Consider the following 20316-nt stretch of genomic DNA (forward strand, 5'->3'; position numbering starts at 1 on the left):
TGGCCTCAGCGGATGCCCAGGAGCGTGTCGAACAGATCGTTGGCGACTTGCATGATGCGGCCCGAGGCCTGGAACGCCTGCTGGTAGCGCACCAGGTTCACCGCTTCCTGGTCGAGATCGACGCCGGCCTGCGTCTGCAGCGCGATGCTGGCGCTATCGGCGATGGAGATCAGGGCGTCGCGGGTCACGGTCCGGCCGGCAACGGCGCTGGAGATGTCGAACAAGGCGGCGTCGAGCCCGCCCGAAGGATTGGCGGCGCTGAGTGCCGTGCGCAAGGCGTTCAGGTTGCCGACGTCGCGGCTACCGGCGGCGGCGCCGGCCGGGGCGGTGGCAATCTGGCTGCCGCTGGTGGCGACCACTGCGATGTCGGCGGCCTTGGTGCCCGAGAAGATCGGCTGGCCGGCCGCACCGGCAAGGTCCACGCCCGAAGCCTGCGCGGCATTGACGGTGGCGATGATGCCGGCGGCGACCGCATCGACCTTGCCGCGTGTCTCGGCGACCTGGACGAGCGCTTGCGCCTTGCCGGCGAGCGCTCCCGAAGCGGGAGCGACGGCGGTGCCGGCCAGGGTGAAGCCGACCGTGCCATCTGCCGCGGTCTGCATCGCCAGCGCGCCGACCGCTTGGCCCGAGACCAGCTGCGGGCCGGTGCTGCCGCCCAGGCGCACTTCGACGGTCTTGTCGGACGAGAACACGGTGGTGACGTCGACTTGCGAGCTCAGCTTCTGCAGCAGCGAGTCGCGCTGGTCGAGCAAGGTGGACTGGTCGCTGGAGGCATCCGCCGCGCGGCTGAGGCGGGCGTTGACCCGCGCGAGCTCGCCGGCGAGCAGGTTCACCTGGTCGACGCCGTCCTGCGCTTCGAAGCGAAGTCCTTCGCCGGCTGCGTCCAGGCTCTTGGAAGTGACGTTGAAGGTGCTCGCCAGGGTGCGCGCGCTTTCCAGCGCGGACGCGCGCAGCGAGCCATCGGTCGGGTCGGAAACCAGCTGCTGCAGCGAGCCTTCGAACGCCACCGACGCTTCGTACAGGCCGCTTTGCTCCACGGCCGATTCGATGTTCTCCAGGCCCTGGACCTCGGCGCTGGCGCGAGCCGCGTCCGAGCCGGTACGGCGCACTTCGGCCTGGCGGAACAAGTCCGCATTGCGCGCGATGCCGGCGACACGCACGCCCGACAGGCTGATGCTGGCCGTGCCGCTGAGCGTGCTCGTCGCCGAAACCTCGGACAGCGACACCGACCGGCGCACATAGCCTTCGGACGAGGCGTTGGCGATGTTCTGCGCGGTGACGTCGAGCGCGGCGCGGGCAGCGCGGGTGCCGCTGCGGGCAATGGCAAGGAGATCGCTAGCCATGGCTTACTTCGCCTTCGCGCCAGTCGGCTGCTGCTGAAGCGCGGCTTGGGTGGAGGGCAACAGCCTTGCCACTTGCGCCTCGATCTTGGCCGCAAAGCCGAGCGCGCCGGTCTGCGCGGTAATGTCGGCGAACTGGTTGTCCTGCATCTCGCGGAAGGTATCGAGCGCCTGGCCGCCGAACAGGTCCTCGCCGCCGAAGTCGGCCTTGCGCGCGGCGCTGAGCATCTGGCGCACGAACACCGCTTCGAACTGCTTGGCCGCCGCCGACAGCTTCTCGCGATCGGTCGCGTTCCCGGCGATGAGCTTCGTCGAAGCGAGGTTGGTAGTGGAAACGCTCGTCATATCACCACCATCTCCGCCTTGAGCGCGCCCGCCTGCTTCAGCGCTTCCAGGATCGCGACGAGGTCGGACGGGGTCACGCCCAGCATGTTGAGCGCGTCGACGATCTTGCTGAGCGAAGCGCCCGGCTGGAACATCATGACCTTGCGGTCTTCTTCCTCGACGCTGATCTTGGAATTCTGCTCCACCGCCGTGCGGCCGCGGCTGAACGGGGCGGGTTGGACCACCGTGGGCTTCTCGTCGATGCGCACCACCAGCTTGCCGTGGCTGATCGCCGCCGGCGCGACGCGCACCGCGTTGTTGATGACGACGGTGCCGGTGCGGCTGTTGACGATGACGCGGGCAGGGGTCTCGGCCGGGCTGACGTCGATCATCTCGATCGCGGCCATCAGGCTGGCGCGGGTGTCTGCGTCGGGCGGCAGGCGCAGCGCCAGGCTGACACCGTCGGTGATCGTCGCAGTGCCCGGCAGCTTGCGGTTGATCGCGTCGCGCACGCGGCTGGCGGTGAGGAAATCGGCGGTGAACAGGTTCCAGCTGAGATCGGCGCCGTTGTCGAACCCGGTCGCGACCGCGCGTTCTACCGAGGCGCCGTCCGAGATGCGGCCCACGGTCGGGATGTTGATGGTGACGTTGGAGCCGTCCTTGCCGCCCACGTCCAGGCCGCCCACGGCGAGGTTGCCCTGCGCCATGGCGTAGATCTGGCCGTCGGCACCATAGAGCGGCGTCATGATGAGCGCGCCGCCGCGCAGGGACTTGGCCTTGCCGATCGTGGACACGGTCACGTCGATGCGCTGGCCGGGCTTGGCGAAGGCCGGCAGGTCGGCGGTGATCATCACCGCGGCGGCGTTCTTGAGCCCGGGCTGCACGCCGGGGGGGAGTGTCAGGCCCATGCGGCCGGAAACGCCCTTCATCGCCTGCGTGACGTAGGCGAGGTTGTCGTCGCCGGTGCCGGGCAGGCCGACGACGATGCCGTAGCCGGTCAGCTGGTTGGAGCGCACGCCCTGGAACTGGCCCAGGTCGCGGACGCGCTCGGCATGAGCGGGCACGATGGCCAGCATCGAGCTGAGAAGCACGCCGGCGAGAATGTGGAAGAGCGTGCGCATCGTCAGAACGGCGAAATGATGTTGAAGAACCGGCCCAGCCAGCCCTGCTTGCTTGCGCGCTGCAGGGCGCCCTTGCCCGAGTATTCCATGCGGGCATCGGCGATGCGCGTGGAGAGCACGATGTTGTCCGCGTCGATGTCGACGAGGCGCACGATGCCGGAGAACCGCACCCATTCGTCGCCTTGACTGAGCATCATCTGCTTTTCACCTCTGACCAGTGCAGTGCCGTTCGGCCGGACTTCGGCGATGGTCACTGCGAGCGTCGACGAAAGGCTGCTCGTCTGCCCCGCATTGCCCTGACCATTGAACGTCGAGGACGAGGACGCATTAAGGGCATTAGGGTTAAGAAACGATAACGGTCCCTTTGAGGGCGGCGTGATCGAGGCGTCTCCGCCCTTGTTACTTTTGGAATTTACCGACTTCGACGCGGTGGTGCTCTCGACCAGGCGGATCGTCACCGGATCGCCGATGCGGCGCGCGCGATTGCCCTCGTAGAGGGCGGCATAGCCATAGCTCGCCTGGAAGATCGAGCCGTTCGCCGGCAGCGGCGCGGCTTCGACGGGAAGGGTCGGCTCGAAGCCCGAAGGCCTGGGCGCCTTCCTGGCGGCCGCGGGGTCGGGCAGGGCAGCGCTGATCGCGGCGGCGGCAGCGATGGCGCCGGCTGCGCGCAACATCTGCCTCAAGCCGGCTACACCCGGCCCCCTCGTCGTCACTCCCGAGCCCCTCATCGTCGTCCCCGAGCCCTTCTTCGTCATCCCCGCGTAAGCGGGGATCCCGCTTTTCTTCTCGCCCATATGCGGAGCGAAGAGCAGCGGGGCCCCCGTCTTCGCGGGGGCGACGGGGTGTTGGGGGTTTGCTTGCATCACCGTCACAGCGTCTGGTTCGCGTTGCGCAGCATCTCGTCGACCGAGGAGATCATCTTGGAGTTGATCTCGTAGGCGCGCTGGGTCTCGATCATGTCCACCATCTCCTCGACGATGTTGACGTTCGAGCCTTCGAGCATGCCCTGGCGGATGTGGCCGCGGCCTTCCTCGCCGGCGATGCCGATCTGCGCGGGGCCGGACGCGCTGGTTTCCATCAGGAAGTTGTCCGAAGCGGCCTGAAGGCCCGCCGGATTGGTGAAGCTGGCGATGGTGATCTGGCCCAGGTCCTGCGACTCGGTCTGGCCGGTGACGGTGGCCGAGACGGTGCCGTCCTGGCTGATCGTGATCGAAGTGGTGCCCTGCGGCACGTTGATCGGCGGCTGCAGCGGATAGCCCTGCGTGGTCACCACCTGGCCATCCTGCGTCAGCGAGAAGTTGCCGGCGCGCGTGTAGCCGAGCTGGCCGCCGGGCAGCTGCACCTGGAAGTAGCCGTCGCCGTCGAGCGCCATGTCGTAGGAGCGGTCGGTCGTCTCCAGCGTGCCTTGCGTCTCGATCCGCGTGGTCGACTGGATGCCGACGCCGGTGCCCAGGTTCAGGCCGTTGGCATAGGCGGTCTCGGTCGAGGACTGCGCGCCGGCGACGCGGGCGTTCTGGTAGGCCAGCGTCGCGAAGTTGGCGCGGTCGCGCTTGAAGCCGGTGGTGGAGACGTTCGCCAGGTTGTTGGCGATGACCCGCATGCGCTGGTCCTGGGCTTCCAGGCCGGTGCGGGCGACGTGCAGGGCGGAGGTAGGCATGAGTCGTGCTTCCTTGCGTTAATCGAGGCGCATCAGGCGCGAGGAGCCTTCGTCGAGCTCCTTGGCGGTCGAGACGAGCTTGGTGCGCATGTCGAACAGACGCTGCGCCTCGATCATGTCGACCAGGACTTGGGATGAATTGACGTTCGACTGCTCGACCGACTCTGGGATGACCTTCGCGTTGTCGTCCACCGGCAGCACGCCGCCGCCGGGGACGCGGAATACGCCGGCGAGATCCTTCTCCAGCGGCGAGCCCTTGGTGCTCACCAGCTTGAGCCGGTCGATGCGCTGCGGTTCCTGCTCGGGTTGCGCCGGGTCGGTGATCAGCACCGAGCCGTCCTGTGCGATCGAGACCATGGAGCCGGGTGGCACCATCAGCGGCCCGTTCTCGCCCAGCACCGGCAGGCCCTCGCCGTTCTCGACCACGCCGGTGATCGAGACGGTGAGGTCGCCGCGGCGGGTGTAGCCCTCGTTGCCACCGACCGACTGGACCGCCAGCATCGTGTCGCCGGTCATGGCGACGTCGAGCGGGCGACCGGTCTGGACGATCGCGCCTTCCTTCATGGAGGCGCCCTTGACCTCGGACCGGTTCATCGCCCGTACGTCCAGTTGCGGACCGTCGAGCGTGACGGTCTCGGCGCGCAGCACTTCGGCCTTGAAGCCGATGGTCTGCGAATTGGCCATGTTGCTGGCGATCATGCGTTCCCGCACCATCGACGCGTTCATGCCCGAGACGGCGGTGTAGACGAGCCGGTCCATCGGTCAGTCAGCTCTTAAGACCGCAGGCCGATGATGGTCTGCGAGATCTGCGTGGCGGTGTCGATTGCCTTGGCGTTCGCCTGGAAGTAGCGCTGCGCGGTGATCAGGTTCACCAGCTCCTCGGCGATGTCGACGTTGGAGTGCTCGATCGAGCCCGAGAGCAGCGCACCGTTGGCCCCGGTGTCGGGAGCGCCGAAAGTGGGCGCGCCGGAGAGGCCCGTCTGCGTCCAGTTCGAGCTGCCGACTTGCTTCAACCCGGTGGGCGCGATGAAGGTGGCGAGAGCGATGGTGCCGACCTGGGTGTTGGTACCGTCCGAGTAGGACGCGGTGATCGCACCCTTGGGGCTGATCGTCACGCCGGTGAAGGTCGCGGTGCCCGCGGTTGCCGGGATCTGCACGTCGCCCGGCTCGCCCGTGGTGGCGGTTCCGGCGAAGGCCTGCAGGCGGTTGCCCGCGCCATCATGGATGAAGCCGCTCTCGTCCACCGCGAACGCCCCGTTGCGGGTGAACATGGTCTGGCCGCCGGGCGCGCGGATCTCGAAGAAACCATCGCCGGTGATGGCGACGTCGAGCGCCGAGCCGGTCTGCTCGACCGGGCCGATCGAGAAGTTCTGGGTGATCGAGTCCACCGCCGAACCGATGCCCTGGATCTGCTTGGGATTGGTGAACGAGGAACCCGCAACGATGTCGGCGAACTCGGCGCGTGACTTCTTGAAGCCGTTGGTCTCGGCGTTGGCGATGTTGTGGCTGATGACGTTGAGGTCGGTCTGGGCGTTCTTCAGCCCGCTGATCGAAGTGTAATAGGACATGAAGGTGGCTCCTTAGGAAGCGGTCGGAGTGGTGGTGGCGGTCTTGGAGATCAGGACGTCGAGCTTGCCGGCGATGGCGCTCAGGGTGCTGCCCATCTCGGTGCTGTTGGCGAGCGTGGAGAACTGCGCCATCTGAGAGAGCATCTGCTTCTGATCGACCGGGTCGGTGGGATCCTGTTGCTTCATCTGCGCCGTCATCAGCTTGATGAAATCGTTGGCGCCGAGCGAGGCGAGGCCGCCCTTGTTGGACGAGGACGTGTCCGCCTTTGTCGTCGACGTGGTCGAGTAGTTCGAGAATACGGAGCTGACGGTCATTTGAGCCTCATCGTTTCGAGCATGAGTTGCTTGGCGGTGGAGAGGGCCTCCACCATGTTCTGGTACTGGCGCGAGCTTTCGAGCATCTCGACCATCTCGGCGTTCTCATCGACCGGCGCAGTCCAGACATCGCCGTTGGCGTCGGCCAGCGGGTGGTTCGGATCGTGCTGGCGGATCGCGGCGGCATTCTCGCGCACCACGCCCTGGACCTTGACGGATGCCATGCCGGTGGCGCGATCGAGGTCCTCGGCGAAGACGGCGCGGATGGGGCGATAGGCTTCTGCCTCGCTGCCCGTCACCGTGCCCGCGTTGGCGAGGTTGGAGGCCGCCGCGTTCATGCGGACGAGCTGCGCCGACATGCCGCGCTGGGCGACGTCGAAGATGGTGCCGGGCATCTATCAGTCGCCCTTCATCGCGCGCGTGATCGTATCGACGCGGCTGCGGATGAATTCGAGCGTGGTGGAATAGCCGACCGCGTTCTCGGAGAAGGCGAGCTGTTCGTTCTGCAGCTCGACGGTATTGCCGTCCATCGAGGGCATTACCGGCGTGCGATACAGCACCGCGCCCTTGGCGGCCTGATCGGCATCGCCCTGACCATGCTGGCTGGCGGCGAGCGCGGCCTTGAAGTCGATGTCCTTCGCCTTGTAGCCGGGGGTGGCGGCATTGGCGATGTTGCCGGCGATCATGCCCATGCGCTGCGAGCGCAGTTCGAGAGCGGCGGCATGGATGCCGAACAGGCTCTGGCTCATCGCTGTGGTTCCTCGGGTTTGGTCCTTGCGGACGGGTTCGCGAGGTATTCTGCAAGGGGCGTGCCAGATGGAGTTCGATGGGCTTGATTCCCCCCAGTCTCAATTCGTCACCCCCGCGCAGGCGGGGGTCCATCTCCTGCTCCATCGTTTGCCGCAGGGAGGCAATCGGCCGCTGAGAGTGCCGCCAGGACGTGGCTGACTTTCGCTCTTCAACCAAACGCGCGCGAAGGAGATGGATTCCCGCTTTCGCGGGAATGACGAAGGTAGGGGCGTGCAGGTCTGCAAGAGCCCGGCAAACCTTTGCCGCTTTCCGGCAAATGCACGCCGCGGACGAAAACCCTGTATTTGCCAGCCGTTCTCCTGTTGCGAAGGAGTTCATGACCGCATGCATGCCGAGAGCCTGATCGATCCACTGTCCGCCGCCATCGTGGTCGGCGGTACGCTGGTGGCGACCTTCCTGCGCTGCGGCCCGGCCGATTGCCGGACTGCGATCGCCGCCCTGTTCGCGCTGAGGAAGCCGCGCTTCCATGCCGAGCGGGCCCGGGGAGAGCTGGCGACGCACGTGCAGGCGATCCGTCGCGACGGGCTGGTGCGCGCGCAGACGCACCACTTCGGCGATCCCGAGTTCGACGAGGCCTGCGACGCCATGGCGCAGTCGCACTCGCTGACAGCGCTGCGCGATGCACATCGCAGCCACCGCACCAAGCGGCAGGAGCGCGCACGCCGTGCCGTCGACGTGTTCGCGCAGGCGGCCGAACTGGCGCCGGTGTTCGGGCTTGCCGGCACGCTGATCTCGCTCAGCCAGCTGCACACCAGCAGCGTCATGCAGGGCGACTTCACGGCCGCGATCGGCATGGCGGTGCTGACAACGCTCTATGGCCTGCTGCTGGGCAACATCGTCTTTGCCCCGCTCGCCCGCATGGTCGAGCGCGCCGCCCACGCCGAGGAGCGCGAGCGCCAGACGGTGGTCGATTGGCTGGAGGCGCAGATCGCGCCCGCCGTGCCCAAGCTGCACGAGAGCGCAGCGGCGCCGACCGGCAAACAGGCGCGCGCCGGATGATCGTGAAAGTCGGTACCGGCTGGCAGACTCTCATCGCCGACTTGTCGATGATCCTGTTCATGCTCACCGCCAGCGCCTTCGCGCGTCAGGATCGCGTGGCGCATGCAACTCCCGTCGTGGCGGCACCCAGGGCCGCGCCGCGCACCGAACCGGTCGCGGTATGGATCGCGGGTGAGGGCGCACCGCCGTTGCGCGCGTGGCTGGCCCAGCAGCCCCACGACCCGCGCCAGCAAGTCACCATCACCGCAAGCTACGCGCCCGGAGCCATGGCGGAAGCGCTGGATCAGGCCCAGACCCTTGCGCGGGAGGCCGGCGATGCGCGCGTGGTGGTGGAACCCGGTCTGCCCGGCGAAGGGAACAATCTGCGCGTCGTCGTCGGCTACGATGCGCCCGAGGCGCGGCTGGCACGTAGCTTGCGTAGTTCTGCGCAGAATACCCCAGTCAAGGACCGACCATGAGCATCGTTCTCGCCATCCTCGCCGCCGCTTCGTCCGGCTATGCCGATCTCGACACGATCGATCGCGAGGTTGCCGGCTTCACCGGAGCCGAGATCGGCCAGAGCGGCGGCGCGATGAACCCGGTCGACCGTCGCTTGCGGCTGCGGCCCTGCGGTTCGCCCCTGGCGTTGTCGTGGCGCACCCAGAACCACGAGAGCGTGGTCGTCCAGTGCGGCGACCCGGGCAGCTGGCGCCTGTTCGTGCCGGTCAAGCGCGAGACGCAAGGGCTGGGCGGTACGCCGGTCATCAACCGCGGCGACGGCATATCGATCGCCGTGAATGGCGAGGGCTTCAGCGTCGCGCAACCGGGCGAGGCGATGGAAGCGGGCGCGGTCGGCGCCTGGATCCACGTGCGCCCGATCAACGCCAAGCCCAATGCGGAAGCCATGCGTGCGCAAGTGGTGCGGCCCGGCCTGGTATCGCTGCCGCTCGACTGAGCCACCCCCTCGTCATTGCAAACGAAGCGAAGCAATCCAGCGGGCTTTACAGCGCCCGGATAGCTCGATGCTGCGATCCTGGCGCTGACGAGCTTGAGGCGTCCTGCGCCGCATAAGTGTATATACATAAGCGTAATTTTGCCGCCGTGGCGGCAACGAATTGCCGCCCTTCCCCTTAAACGCTCCGCGCCGCTACCGTTCTTCGCTATGACAAGTGAACAAGGAGCGGCAAAATGCCACCCATCGAAGTGGGTGCTCCCCGCGCGATCGGCGCGGTGAGTGCCGAGATCGCCCGCAAGTCGGGCGCCGACATCAACCCCGCCGCTGCCGCGGTGCCTACGGCCGATACCTCGGCTGCCGCTGCTGCGAAGCCGACGGTGGCGACCAGCGCGACGCTCGATCCGGGCGAAGCACCGATCAACACCGATCGCGTCGCGCAGATCCGCAAGGCAGTCGAAAGCGGCAATTACCCGCTGGTCCCGGCGCGCATTGCCGATGCCATGATCGCGGCGGGCATGTTCCTGAGGAGCGGTAACGCGTGAGCACTTCCCAGACCTTGCCGGCGGCAACCCTGCGCGACCAGCTGCGGCAGATGCTTGCCGTCCTGGAAGAGGAACGGCAGGCGCTTGCCGGTCTGGACGTCGACGCCCTGATGGGCGCGGCCAACGACAAGAACGCGCTGTGCGGCTCGCTCGAGGATTGCGCCGGCACGGTGCTGGACGACGAATGCCGCGGCATGCTCGAAGCGGCACGGCGGCTGAACGAGGTCAATCGCCAGGTGCGCAACCTGGTCGCGGCCAACGTCACCGCGCGGCTGAACGCGCTGACCGGCGCGCCGCAGCTCTACCGCGCGGGGCCGCAGTACGCCTACATGGGCACGCGGGGCTAGGGTCACGTCCCAAGTCATCGTCGCCCCCGCGCAGGCGGGGGCCCCGCTTTCTTCGGCACGCCACTGGACAAGAAAGAACAAGCGGGATCCCCGCCTTCGCGGGGATGACGAGGGTGGTTGATTGATCGGGTGCGCGTGTACCAGCTCGCTCCCCGGCCGCAATCTGGCACGCCTCTTGCTGAACACTCCGCGGTACGTTCACCCGGAGCCAGCATTGCCCGATACACCCTACCTTGGCGCCTCAGCCGCCGCCGCTGCAAACGGCACACCCGTGCGGGCGGCGATCGCGCGTGCGGCGCAGGCCACCGGCGTCGACTTCAATTACCTGCTCGCCCAGGCCAAGATCGAATCGAGCCTGAACCCCTCGGCCCGCGCCGGCACCTCCAGCGCGGCGGGGCTCTACCAGTTCACCAACGGCACCTGGTTGCAGACGCTCGACCGCCACGGCGCCGAGCACGGGCTGGGCTGGGCGGGCGACGCGATCTCGGGCGGGCGGATCACCGACCCCAACGTGCGCGCGCAGATCATGGCCTTGCGCTACGATGCGAATGCTTCTGCGCTGATGGCGGGCGAGCTGGCGGCGGACAACCGCGCCGAACTCGCCACCGCGCTGGGCCGCGAACCCGATGCCGCCGAGCTCTACCTCGGCCACTTCCTGGGCATCGGCGGCGCGACCTCGTTCCTCACCACGCTCGCCAGCGATCCGAACGCCAGCGCTGCGAGCATCCTGCCGCAGGCCGCCGCCGCGAACCGCGGGATCTTCTATGGTCCGGGCGGCGCACGCAGCGTCTCGAGCGTCATGGAGCTGATCCGCGGCCGCGTCGCCGGCGCCATGGAGAGCGGTGGCGCCGAACTGTGGGCCTCCGCTTCCACCGGCGCGTCGGAATATGCCTTCGCGCAAGCCTCGGGGGCACCGGGCTTCAACCTGCCGGTCGGCGGCCCGATCGCGCAGGAGTTCCACTCCGCGCAGGCGGCGATGCCGAGCGCGACGTCCGTGCCGACGCGCTCGATGGCGGACACCCTCAACGAGTCCTTCGGCGGCAATGCCCCAGGCGCCCCGGCGCACGTGCGTGATGCGTACGCCAAGCTGGCGAGGTTCGGCCTGTGACCGTCCTCAATCGTCTTTCCGGCGGCGCATCTCTGGCACTGCCCGGCGGCATCCTCATCCTGATCGTGCTGATGATCGTGCCGGTCCCCGCGATCGTGCTCGACGTCAGCTTCGTGCTCAACATCGCGTTGTCCGTTGCCATCCTGATGGCGGCGATGAACGCGACCAAGCCGCTCGACTTCTCCTCGTTCCCCTCCGTCCTGCTGTTTGCGACGCTGCTGCGCCTGGCGCTCAACGTCGCCTCGACCCGCGTCGTGCTGGTCCACGGCCACGAGGGCGAAGCGGCGGCCGGCATGGTGATCGAAAGCTTCGGCGCCTTCCTGATCGGCGGCAACTTCGCCGTCGGCATCTTCGTGTTCCTGATCCTGATGATCATCAACATGGTGGTGGTCACCAAGGGCGCGGGCCGCGTGTCCGAGGTTTCGGCGCGCTTCACCCTCGATGCCTTGCCCGGCAAGCAGATGGCGATCGACGCCGACTTGGCCGCGGGCCTGATGACTGCCGACGAAGCCAAGGCCCGGCGCCGCGAAGTCGCGACCGAAGCCGACTTCTACGGCTCGATGGATGGCGCCAGCAAGTTCGTGAAGGGCGACGCGATTGCCGCGCTGCTGATCCTGGGCGTCAACATCATCGCCGGCTTCTGCCTGGGCATGATCAGCCATGGGCTCTCGGCAGGCGAGGCCGCGCAACACTACATCACGCTCGCCATCGGCGACGCGCTGGTGGCACAGGTGCCTTCGCTGCTGCTCTCGATCGCCGCCGCCGTCATCGTCACCCGCGTCTCCGACCAGCGCGACCTGGCCGGCCAGATCGGCGGCCAGTTCGCCACGCCGAGCACCTGGCTGCCGGTGGCGGTGGTGATGGGCGCCATCGGCATGATCCCGGCAATGCCGCAGGTCATCTTCCTGCCTGCCGCCGGCATCGCCGCGTGGATCTGGCATGCCTTGCGCAAGCACGCCAACAAGCCGGTGGTGGTGATCGAGCCGATCGCGGCCGAGCTGCCCGACCCGGGCCGCATCGTGCTGGAGGACGTGTCCGACCATACGCTGGTCACCATCGAGCTCGGCTACGGCCTCGTCCAGCTGGTCGACGAGCGCAAGGGCTCGCCGCTGATCGCCCGCATCACCGGCGTGCGCAAGCAGCTGAGCCAGACCTTCGGCTTCATCGTGCCCCAGTTCCGTGTGCGCGATGCGCTCGACATGGCGCCCAACGACTATCGCATCGTGCTGGGCGGCGTGATCCTGGGCGGCGCCACCATCCGTGCCGACCGCATCCTGGCGATCGACGCGGGCGAGGCGCGCCCGACCCACAGCTTGCGCGGCGATGCCACCCGCGATCCCAGTTTCGGCTGCCCTGCCTTGTGGATCGACCCGGCGGCGCGCGACCATGCCGTCGCCGAGGGCTTCCTGACCGTCGATGCCGGCACCGTCATCGCCACGCACCTGAACCAGCTGCTGGCAGAGCGCCCGCAGGACCTGCTCGGCCCCGACGAGGTCAAGACGCTGATCGAAGGCGTGAAGGAGCACTCGTCGGGCCTGGTCGAGACGATCCACCCCGCGCCGCTCAGCCTCGCCGCGATCACCCGCGTGCTGCGCGCGCTGCTGGAGGACGGCATTCCCATCGGCCACCCGCTGCCGATCCTCGCCTCGCTCAGCCGCGGCGTGATGCAGACCGTGGACCACGACCGCCTGGTCGAACTGGTGCGCGCCGATCTCGGCCCGCTGATCGTCGGCCGCATCTGCCCGCCGCACGAGCGCCTGCCGGTGCTGACGCTCGACGCGGGCCTCGAAGCCGCGATCGTGCAGGGCATGCACGATCCGGTGACCGGTCAGCCGGTGATCGAGCCTGACCTCGCCCGCATGATCGGCGAGCGTGTGGCGAACCTTTCCGCCTCGCGCGGGGCCAATGCCGGGCCGCTGGCGCTGGTGGTGCAACCCCGCGCCCGCCGCGTGCTCGCCGCCTTGCTGCGGATGCGCGCGCCCTCCTGCCTCGTCATCTCGATCTCGGAGCTGCCGCCCACGCAGCCGATCGAGGTGGTCGACGTCATCGGCGCCGCCCCGGCCGCGCCTTCGCTCCCCGAACCGCACATCATCGAATCCATGGACATGGCCGCATGAAGCTAGACCATTCACCCTTCGCCCGTTCCAACATGTCTTCCGGCCGCCGCATCGCCGGTGCCTACGGCGGCGACGTCGCCGACCGGGTCCGCCGGTTCCTGCCCATGGTCCGCCGCCTCGCCTGGCACGTGAACGGCACCGGGCGCCCCGGCATCGAGCTGGAGGACCTGGTCCAGGCCGGGCTCGTCGCGCTGACCGAGTGCGCGCAGAAGCACGCCGGTCCGACCGAGGACGGCTTTGCCGCCTATGCCAAGATGCGCGTGCGCGGCGCCATGGTGGACCTCATTCGCCGCACCATCCCGATGTCGCGCGGCGCCTCCGAGCGCAGCCGCACCTTGCGCGAGAAGGAGGCCGAGATGCGGGGCAAACTGGGCCGCGAGCCGCTGGCGCACGAACTCGCCGCCGCCATGGGCATCGACGAGGCGCACTTGGCCTTGCTGCGCGACACCAGCCAGCCGCTGCGCTTCGACTCCATCGACGAGGTCTATTCCGACCAGGACAGCGCCTTTGCCGACCAGACGCCCGACAGCCTCACTCTGCTCCAGGACGAGGAGACTCGCGGCGCGGTGATCCAGGCGATCTCCGACTTGCCCGAGCGGTTGCGGCTGATCGTCTCGCTCTACTTCGTCGAGGAGCTGAACCTCGCCGAGATCGCCCAAGTGCTGCAGGTCTCGATCCCGCGCGTGCACCAGCTGAAGGCGCAGGCGCTGGCCAAGCTGCGCGAGGCGCTGGAGGGTGTGGCCGACGTGATCTGAGCGCGTCGGGCAGTAGATCCTCCCCTGCAAGGGGAGGTGACAGTCCGCAGGACTGACGGAGGGGTGTCACCGCTGGTGCAGTGCTCGACCGTGAGGGTTATACCCCTCCGTCACGCCTTGCAGGCGCGCCACCTCCCCCTGCAGGGGAGGATCATGGCTGGCTCGCGACCTCACTCGCCCCATTGCCAGCGCTTCGCCCGATCTCCATGGTCCAACGAGCCGCAATGGGGAGCGCAACGGGGTGAGTTCGGCCAAAGCCACGATCGCCCCATTGCGTGGACGCCAGAACCTCCTGTTCCTGCTCGGCCTGCTGCTGCTCTGGCCCGCGTTGCTGCATGGCGACGTGTTCGGCTTCAACGACACCGTGTCCTACTTGCGCGGTGCGGATACGGTCTGGGCCAAGCTGACCGGCCACTCCGACGCGTTCTTCGGCAATGCCACACCCGCCGGGGCGCAAGCCGCACCTGCCGCTCCGCCGGGCATGGTGCTTTACGGCCGCTCGCTCTACTTCGGGTTGTTCCTCTACCTCGGCCTGCTGGCGAAGAGCTTCTGGGTGCCGGTGGTGCTGCAGGCGCTGGCGGCCGGAGCCGCGATCGTCGGCATGGTGCGCCACTTCGTCGACCCTTCCGACGAACGCGCGTTCGCCAGAACCTGCCTCGCCGCCTTCGCTCTGGTCGCGGTCACGCCGCTGCCGTTCTTCGTCTGCTTCCTGATGCCCGACCTGGCGGTGGGCCTGGCGATCCCCGTCGCGGCGCTGCTGCTGTGCCGCTGGCGCTTTGAGCGGGCGCGCTGGCGTGCGGGGCTGCTGGCGCTGCTGGCATTCGCCGCGCTGGCCCACTCGACAGCGGTGGCCGTGCTCGGCCTGCTGGCGGTCGGCGGGTTCGCAGCGGCGTGGCGCGTGCGCTCACGTCCGGTCGGCGTTGCCGCGACCGCGCTGATGGCGACGGCTGCGATCGGCATCGGTGGTGAGGCGCTGTTCGGCCTCGCCACGCGGCTCACCACCGGATCGAGCCCGGTGCGCCCGCCGTTTCTCACCGCCCGCCTGATCGAGGACGGCCCGGCACGACGCTTCCTGGCGGAGCACTGTGCGGACACCCGGTTCGTGCAGTGCCGTTATCCCGTGCTGCAACCGGTCAGCGCCGAGGTGTTCCTGTGGGAAATCACGCGTCCGCGCGGCGGGTTCAAGGCGCTGCCAGTCGCCGACGCGATCCGCGTCTCGCAGGAGCAGGGCCGGTTCGCCCTTGCCGTGCTGCGCGCCTATCCGACCGAAACAGCGGCGGGGCTAGGCCGCGATTTCCTGCGGCTCGCAGGCAATCTGGAACTGCACGACTTTCGCCCCGAGTACCTCGCCGGACGCATGCGTGCGGACCAGCCGTTCGAGGCGATGCCAGCGAACACGCCGCTGCCGGCGATCGACCGCGCGATCTCCGGCCTGACCTTGGTCCTGGTGCTGGGCGCGCTCGCCGCGTTCCCCTGGCGCCGCTCTTCCCCGCCTGCCGATCTGCGCGCCGCCGTATGGGTCGTGCTCGCGGCCATCGCGCTCAACGACGTGATCTGCGCCTGGCTGTCGGGACCTTTCGCGCGGTACAACACGCGCGTGATCTGGGCGCTGCCGCTGGTGGTTCTGCTGTTCAGGGCCGCGGCGTGGCGCAGTCGAGGTGCAGTGCCACGACCTCGCGCGAGCGATACGCCACCTTGATCCCGCAACCCTGCCGCCGCGCCGCGTCGGCGTAGATCCGCTCGCGCTCGTCGCCCAGGTACGTGGCGGCGATCAAGGCGGGTCCGGCTTGGCGAGCATGCCGGACCACCCAATCGGCGTAGGCCGGGTAGCCACGCGCCGTGTCGAGCGGTTGCCAGACGTGCTGGCGGATGGACGGAGTGCCCGCCGCCAGAGCGCGGGCGACCTCCTGCGGGCTCTCCATCGGGGCGCTGCCCGGCTGCAGCAGCGCCCCTATCCGGCGCGGCGGATGCGGATCGCGCACCGCATAGTAGCGCAGGGTCGGCTCGAACAGGATGTCGGGCAGGATCAGCGCATCGGGCTGCGTCTTCAGAAATGCGTAGAGGCCGCGCGTGTCCTGGATGTCGGTTTCCTCGCGCCATTCGCGGGCAAGCGCGATGGCGGCGCTCGGCATGAGCGCCGCGGCGAGCGCGAGCGGCACGGCGGCGCGCAGGCGCACCCGGTCGGCCGCCAGCACGAACAGGTTCGCCACCAGCAGCGCGCCGATGGGCATGGTGAAGAGGAACTGCTTGTTGGTCGAGACCGGGTAGAGCCTGGCCAGCCAGAGCAACGCGACGATGGCGATCAGCCCTGCCAGCAGGCGCAGGGGCTGCCAGATCAAGGCCGTGGGCGATAGGTCGTGTCGGTTCGTCTCACGACGGGCCAGCAGGACCAGGGCCGCGGCCGCGATCAGCGCGCAGATCAGCGCGACGGCGGCCTGCGCCCGGCCGATCACCTCGAACTGCGCCATGAGCAATGCCGGGTGGCGCAGGTACTCGGCCAGCGCAAGCCGCTGATAGGCGGCGGGATAGTTTGCCGTCTGCAGCGCGGTCGCAGGGCGGAACAGCAGCAGGTAGCAGGCCAGCCAGGCGAGCGTGTAGGCCGCCAGCAGGCATAGCCAGCGCCAGCGCGTCGCCCCGCGATGACGCAGGAGCGCCGCATCCAGCACCGCCACGCCCACCACCAGCATGATCGAGAACGAGAAGAACGACAGCACCGCGGCCAGCAGCATCACCGCCGCCGGCCGCTCCGGCATCCAGCGCAGGGCGAGGAGGAACAGCAGGCTCGCCTGCATCTCGAACCCGTACTGCTTCAGCTCCACGCAATAGCGGATCGCCAGCGGCGTCACCGCCATCATCGCGATGGCCAGCAGCGCCTGGCGGTCGCCGCGCCGGATCGCGGCATGGGCGAGGCCAACCAGCAGCGCGAGGTTGAGGGCCAGCAGCACCAGTCGCATGCCTTGCACCGAACCGTCCGTCAGCAGGTACGCTGCGTCCAGGGTGAGCAGCGCGAACGGCGGCGCCGCCTGGTCGTAGAAGGGCAGGGTGCCGAAATAGGCGGGCAGCGGCAGGCCCAAGTTGGCCAGCAGGGTCGATTCGTCCTGCCACAAGTCGCGGCTCGATTGCATCAACCCTGCGGCGGCCAGCACGATCAGCGCCAGCACGCAGGCGACGGCATAGCTGCGATAGGGTACCGTCTTCGTTCGCCCGCGTGCGCTCGGCCAAGCCGCGCGGTTCACCTCAGGCGCAGGGTGCCGCCAGCAGGCATAGCCCCGAACTGGCGAAGGACACGTCGGCCAGGCTGTCCGCCAGCCCGCAACCGCCGGGCGCGATCTCCTGGCCGGCGACGTGCACCGCACCCTCGCGCGGGATCACCAGCAGCTTGCCCGAGTAGCGCGCCGCCGTATCCGCGTCGGGCGTGCCGGCGACCTGGTCGAGCGTGAACAGTGGGCCGGGCACCAGGTTGACCGAGGTGCCCTCGGGCGCCTTGCCTTTCCACTTGTCGGCATAGGGCTCGCCCTTGGCGACCGCCATGCCCTCGTCCAAGTGCAGTTCGCGCGGGCGGCCGTAGTCGTAGAGGCGGTAGGTGATGTCCGAATTCTGCTGGACTTCGATCAGGCTGATCCCGGCGCCGATCGCGTGCACGGTGTTGGCTGGGATGTAGAAGAAGTCACCGGGCGACACCGTGTGCCAATCCATCAGCTGCTCGATCGAGCCGTCGAGCGCGGCGGCGCGCATGGCGTCGGCCTCGATCGGCTGCTTGAAGCCGATGCCCAGCTTCGCGCCCGGCTCGGCATCGACGATCACCCAGCACTCTTCCTTGCCCTGACGGCCGATGCCATTGGCGATCGTCTGCGCGTCCGTCGGGTGGACCTGCACCGACAGGGCCTCGCTGGTGAAGATGTACTTGACCAGCAGCTGCGGCAGCTCGGGCGGCGGCTCGAACCAGATCTCGCCGATCTTCTCGCCCGCCGCGGCGACGAAGGGCGCGGGCAGGGTGTCCTTGCCCCAGGGCTTCTCGACTTGCTTGATCGGGAGGGAGCCGCTCATCGCCACGCGTCCTTTACTGGTTCACCGCGCCCGAAAGCTTGCCGACCTTCTGCGCGCCGGCGGCGGTGGTGATCATGATGTCGTCGCCATCGACCACGACGTAGACGTCCTCCAGCCCGATCACCGAGACGCGCGGACCGTCGCTGTCGACCAGCACGTTGCGGCAGTCGACCAGCTCGACCGGGCCGCGCGTGGCGTTACCCAGTTCGTCGCGATCGCGCGCGGTGTGCAGCGCCTGCCAGTTGCCGATGTCGGACCAGGCCATGTCGGCCGGCACCATCGCCGCGCGGCCGGTGTTCTCCATGACGGCGTAGTCGACCGATTCGCTTTCCACCGCTGCGAACGCAGCCGCGTCGGGATGGAAGCGGTGGCCATCGCTGCTGCCGCCCTCGACCGCCTTGCGCACGGCGGCGAGGATCTGCGGCCGATGCGCCTCCAGTTCCTTGAGGAAGTCACCGACACGGAACGCGAAGATGCCGCCGTTCCAGGCGTAGATCCCCTCGGCCAGGAACGACTTGGCGCGCTCGAGGTCGGGTTTCTCGACGAACTGCGCGGTACGGAACGCCTGGTCGCTGATCGCTTCGCCACGCTTGAGGTAACCGAAGCCGGTCTCGGGCGCGGTCGCCTCGATACCGAAGCTGACCAGCCAGCCTTGCTGCGCCAGGTCGGCTGCGGTGCAGGCGGCATCGGCAAAGGCCTTGGCGTCGCCGATATAGTGGTCGCTGGGGCACACCAGCATGACCGCGTCCTCCGGCAGGCGCAGTGCGGCCAGCGCGATGGCGGCGGCGGTGTTGCGCGCGCAAGGCTCGACGATGATCTCGGCGCCGGGACGATCGCCCAGCTGCTCCTCGACATGCTCGAGGTGGGCGGTGCCGGTGACCACCACTGGCGCGCCGAACCCGTCCGTCGCCGGGCAACGCTCGAGCGTCGCCTGGAACAGCGTGGTCTCGCCCACCAGCGGCAGGAACGGCTTGGGCTTGGAGGCTCTGCTGCGCGGCCAAAGCCGGGTGCCGCTGCCGCCACACAGAATCACGGGTACAAGCTTGCTCATCACGCCCCCTCTAAATGATGCGCCTGCGAAATGCTAAGCCCGCAATGCACGAGCTACCTTGTGGTTGCTCGGCATCTTAGGGCGACTTGGGATTGAAGCGGCCGGTCGCGGTGGCCAGCAACTGCTTGATGATCGCCCATTTCGCGCCGGCTCCGGTAATCTTGGTGGGCACCGCCTCACCGGCCGGGTAGCTGCGCCGCACGCCCAGTTCGCACACGCGATAGCCGAGCTGGCCGGCGCGCGCGGTCAGGTAGAACAGCAGCTCGTAGGCGAAGAACACGTCGCGGAACGGCTGGACGCGCCGGTCGGTAAGGTAGCGGCGCGAATAGGCGCGAAAGCCGTTGGTGGTGTCGGTGAACCAGTGCCGCCCGGCCAGGCTGAGGATCGGCGCGTGGATCAGGCGGTTGCCGATCGTGCGCTCCAGCGGCGTGTTCTCCGCCTTGCCGCCGGGCGCATAGCGCGAGCCCTGGACGTAGTCGTAACCCTCGCGCAGCTTGGCCACGAACTGCGCGACCGCCTCGACGTTGTCCTTGCCGTTTCCATCGATGGTGATGACGCCTTCGTAGCCCTCGTCGAGGCACCAGGCATAGGCCATGCGCAGCTGGGCGCTGAGCTTGCCCGGACCGGTCTTGGTCAGCAGCGCGCGCACGCCTTGCGCGCGCAAGGTTTCGAGGTCGAGCGAACCATCGGTCGAGCCGCCGTCCGCCACGATCACGTCGACCGGCAGGTTGGCCGCGTGGACGCGGGCGAGCTGGGCGCGGATCCGCTCGCCCTCGTTGATGACCGGGATCACCAGCACGTGGTCGTGCCGCCGCCCGGAGAGCAAGTCGACGCGGTGTGCGGGGATCTGGCGCGGCGGCTCGGTCAAGAACAGGTCTCCGGGGCAGCTTGGTTGGGGATGGGGCGGAACACGAGGAAGCGGCTGAGCAGGTAGTTGACGACGAACGACACGCCGGTCGCCAGGATCAGAACGGGAAGGTCGGGAAGCGCGGTCCTGTCCAGCAGGGCGACCGTGCCCACCCGCGTGCCCAGCGTCGCCAGCAGCGCCAGCAGATAGAGCGAACCGCGCCTGGCCGATGCCGCACGGGTGCCGAAGGTCCAGCGCTCGTGCAGCAGGTAGTTGAACGCCGCGCCCACGCCGAAGCCGCAAAGCGCGGCGAGCGGCAGCGGCATGAACGGCCGCAGCAGCCACGCGGTGCCCAGATCGACGCCCAGCCCCGCCACTGCCACGAGCCCGAAGCGCACCAGCGAGGAGGCGAACAGGCGCGCGATCATGATTTC

The 20316-nt window shown here is 68.5% G+C and carries 24 protein-coding genes; 9 read left to right on the forward strand and 15 right to left on the reverse strand.

The window, feature by feature from the left end:
* Nucleotides 1–5: 5 nt before the first annotated feature.
* From flgK to flgB, 10 genes are all read right to left on the reverse strand, one after another.
* On the reverse strand, nt 6–1343 hold the full coding sequence (gene flgK, locus HNO88_RS07035) for a flagellar hook-associated protein FlgK (protein ID WP_184243468.1): 1338 nt from the start codon (nt 1341–1343) through the stop codon (nt 6–8).
* A 3-nt stretch (nt 1344–1346) separates the two neighbouring features.
* The gene (locus HNO88_RS07040; protein WP_184243470.1) at nt 1347–1685 is read right to left on the reverse strand and encodes a rod-binding protein; all 339 of its coding nucleotides are present in this window, start codon (nt 1683–1685) and stop codon (nt 1347–1349) included.
* Nucleotides 1682–2740 carry a flagellar basal body P-ring protein FlgI gene (locus HNO88_RS07045; RefSeq protein ID WP_376768758.1) on the reverse strand — a complete coding sequence of 353 codons (1059 nt, stop codon included), beginning with the start codon at nt 2738–2740 and terminating at the stop codon, nt 1682–1684. Before HNO88_RS07045 ends, HNO88_RS07040 begins: the two co-directional genes overlap by 4 nt.
* A 47-nt stretch (nt 2741–2787) precedes the next feature.
* Nucleotides 2788–3459 (reverse strand): flagellar basal body L-ring protein FlgH, encoded by a 672-nt coding sequence (locus tag HNO88_RS07050; protein ID WP_184243474.1) that lies wholly within the window; start codon nt 3457–3459, stop codon nt 2788–2790.
* A gap of 194 nt (nt 3460–3653) precedes the next feature.
* A complete protein-coding gene (gene flgG / locus HNO88_RS07055) occupies nt 3654–4442 on the reverse strand; it encodes a flagellar basal-body rod protein FlgG (RefSeq protein ID WP_184243476.1) in 789 nt (262 codons plus the stop codon).
* An 18-nt stretch (nt 4443–4460) separates the two neighbouring features.
* Nucleotides 4461–5201, reverse strand: coding sequence for a flagellar basal-body rod protein FlgF (gene flgF / locus HNO88_RS07060; protein WP_184243478.1), 741 nt, complete (start codon nt 5199–5201; stop codon nt 4461–4463).
* 14 nt (nt 5202–5215) lie between these two features.
* A complete protein-coding gene (locus HNO88_RS07065) occupies nt 5216–6010 on the reverse strand; it encodes a flagellar hook-basal body protein (RefSeq protein WP_184243480.1) in 795 nt (264 codons plus the stop codon).
* Between the two features lie 12 nt (nt 6011–6022).
* Nucleotides 6023–6325, reverse strand: coding sequence for a flagellar hook assembly protein FlgD (locus HNO88_RS07070; RefSeq protein WP_184243482.1), 303 nt, complete (start codon nt 6323–6325; stop codon nt 6023–6025).
* The gene (gene flgC, locus HNO88_RS07075; protein ID WP_184243484.1) at nt 6322–6720 is read right to left on the reverse strand and encodes a flagellar basal body rod protein FlgC; all 399 of its coding nucleotides are present in this window, start codon (nt 6718–6720) and stop codon (nt 6322–6324) included. The genes HNO88_RS07070 and flgC overlap by 4 nt, the downstream gene beginning before the upstream one ends.
* 3 nt (nt 6721–6723) lie before the next feature.
* Complete coding sequence (gene flgB, locus HNO88_RS07080; RefSeq protein WP_184243486.1) at nt 6724–7074, reverse strand: flagellar basal body rod protein FlgB; 351 nt, start codon at nt 7072–7074, stop codon at nt 6724–6726.
* A gap of 385 nt (nt 7075–7459) precedes the next feature.
* Between flgB and HNO88_RS07085 the strand changes: the two genes are divergently transcribed.
* From HNO88_RS07085 to HNO88_RS07125, 9 genes are all read left to right on the forward strand, one after another.
* Complete coding sequence (locus HNO88_RS07085; RefSeq protein ID WP_184243488.1) at nt 7460–8134, forward strand: MotA/TolQ/ExbB proton channel family protein; 675 nt, start codon at nt 7460–7462, stop codon at nt 8132–8134.
* Nucleotides 8131–8592: a hypothetical protein gene (locus tag HNO88_RS07090; protein ID WP_184243490.1), complete on the forward strand. Its 462-nt coding sequence runs from the start codon at nt 8131–8133 to the stop codon at nt 8590–8592. The genes HNO88_RS07085 and HNO88_RS07090 overlap by 4 nt, the downstream gene beginning before the upstream one ends.
* Nucleotides 8589–9068: a flagella basal body P-ring formation protein FlgA gene (locus HNO88_RS07095; RefSeq protein ID WP_184243492.1), complete on the forward strand. Its 480-nt coding sequence runs from the start codon at nt 8589–8591 to the stop codon at nt 9066–9068. The genes HNO88_RS07090 and HNO88_RS07095 overlap by 4 nt, the downstream gene beginning before the upstream one ends.
* Nucleotides 9069–9301: 233 nt before the next feature.
* Nucleotides 9302–9610 (forward strand): flagellar biosynthesis anti-sigma factor FlgM, encoded by a 309-nt coding sequence (locus tag HNO88_RS07100; RefSeq protein WP_184243494.1) that lies wholly within the window; start codon nt 9302–9304, stop codon nt 9608–9610.
* The gene (locus tag HNO88_RS07105; protein WP_312857012.1) at nt 9607–9957 is read left to right on the forward strand and encodes a flagellar protein FlgN; all 351 of its coding nucleotides are present in this window, start codon (nt 9607–9609) and stop codon (nt 9955–9957) included. Before HNO88_RS07100 ends, HNO88_RS07105 begins: the two co-directional genes overlap by 4 nt.
* A gap of 214 nt (nt 9958–10171) precedes the next feature.
* Nucleotides 10172–11065: a transglycosylase SLT domain-containing protein gene (locus HNO88_RS07110; RefSeq protein ID WP_221419860.1), complete on the forward strand. Its 894-nt coding sequence runs from the start codon at nt 10172–10174 to the stop codon at nt 11063–11065.
* Nucleotides 11062–13182, forward strand: coding sequence for a flagellar biosynthesis protein FlhA (locus HNO88_RS07115; protein ID WP_184243496.1), 2121 nt, complete (start codon nt 11062–11064; stop codon nt 13180–13182). The genes HNO88_RS07110 and HNO88_RS07115 overlap by 4 nt, the downstream gene beginning before the upstream one ends.
* On the forward strand, nt 13179–13937 hold the full coding sequence (locus tag HNO88_RS07120; protein ID WP_184243498.1) for a sigma-70 family RNA polymerase sigma factor: 759 nt from the start codon (nt 13179–13181) through the stop codon (nt 13935–13937). The genes HNO88_RS07115 and HNO88_RS07120 overlap by 4 nt, the downstream gene beginning before the upstream one ends.
* A gap of 241 nt (nt 13938–14178) precedes the next feature.
* Complete coding sequence (locus HNO88_RS07125) at nt 14179–15636, forward strand: hypothetical protein (RefSeq protein ID WP_184243500.1); 1458 nt, start codon at nt 14179–14181, stop codon at nt 15634–15636.
* Here HNO88_RS07125 and HNO88_RS07130 read toward each other — a convergent pair.
* The 5 genes from HNO88_RS07130 to HNO88_RS07150 form a co-directional block, all read right to left on the reverse strand.
* Nucleotides 15569–17173 carry a hypothetical protein gene (locus HNO88_RS07130; protein WP_184243502.1) on the reverse strand — a complete coding sequence of 535 codons (1605 nt, stop codon included), beginning with the start codon at nt 17171–17173 and terminating at the stop codon, nt 15569–15571. The two genes, HNO88_RS07125 and HNO88_RS07130, sit on opposite strands and share 68 nt — an antisense overlap.
* Before the next feature lies 1 nt (nt 17174).
* Entirely contained in the window at nt 17175–17984 is an 810-nt protein-coding gene (locus HNO88_RS07135; RefSeq protein ID WP_184243504.1) for a class I mannose-6-phosphate isomerase, read from the reverse strand.
* A gap of 13 nt (nt 17985–17997) precedes the next feature.
* Nucleotides 17998–19035 carry a mannose-1-phosphate guanylyltransferase gene (locus tag HNO88_RS07140; protein WP_184243506.1) on the reverse strand — a complete coding sequence of 346 codons (1038 nt, stop codon included), beginning with the start codon at nt 19033–19035 and terminating at the stop codon, nt 17998–18000.
* Between the two features lie 76 nt (nt 19036–19111).
* The gene (locus HNO88_RS07145; RefSeq protein WP_246381250.1) at nt 19112–19903 is read right to left on the reverse strand and encodes a glycosyltransferase family 2 protein; all 792 of its coding nucleotides are present in this window, start codon (nt 19901–19903) and stop codon (nt 19112–19114) included.
* Complete coding sequence (locus HNO88_RS07150) at nt 19900–20310, reverse strand: GtrA family protein (protein ID WP_184243508.1); 411 nt, start codon at nt 20308–20310, stop codon at nt 19900–19902. Before HNO88_RS07150 ends, HNO88_RS07145 begins: the two co-directional genes overlap by 4 nt.
* Nucleotides 20311–20316 lie beyond the last annotated feature (6 nt).

The sequence above is a fragment of the Novosphingobium chloroacetimidivorans genome (assembly GCF_014204535.1).
Taxonomy (GTDB): domain Bacteria; phylum Pseudomonadota; class Alphaproteobacteria; order Sphingomonadales; family Sphingomonadaceae; genus Novosphingobium; species Novosphingobium chloroacetimidivorans.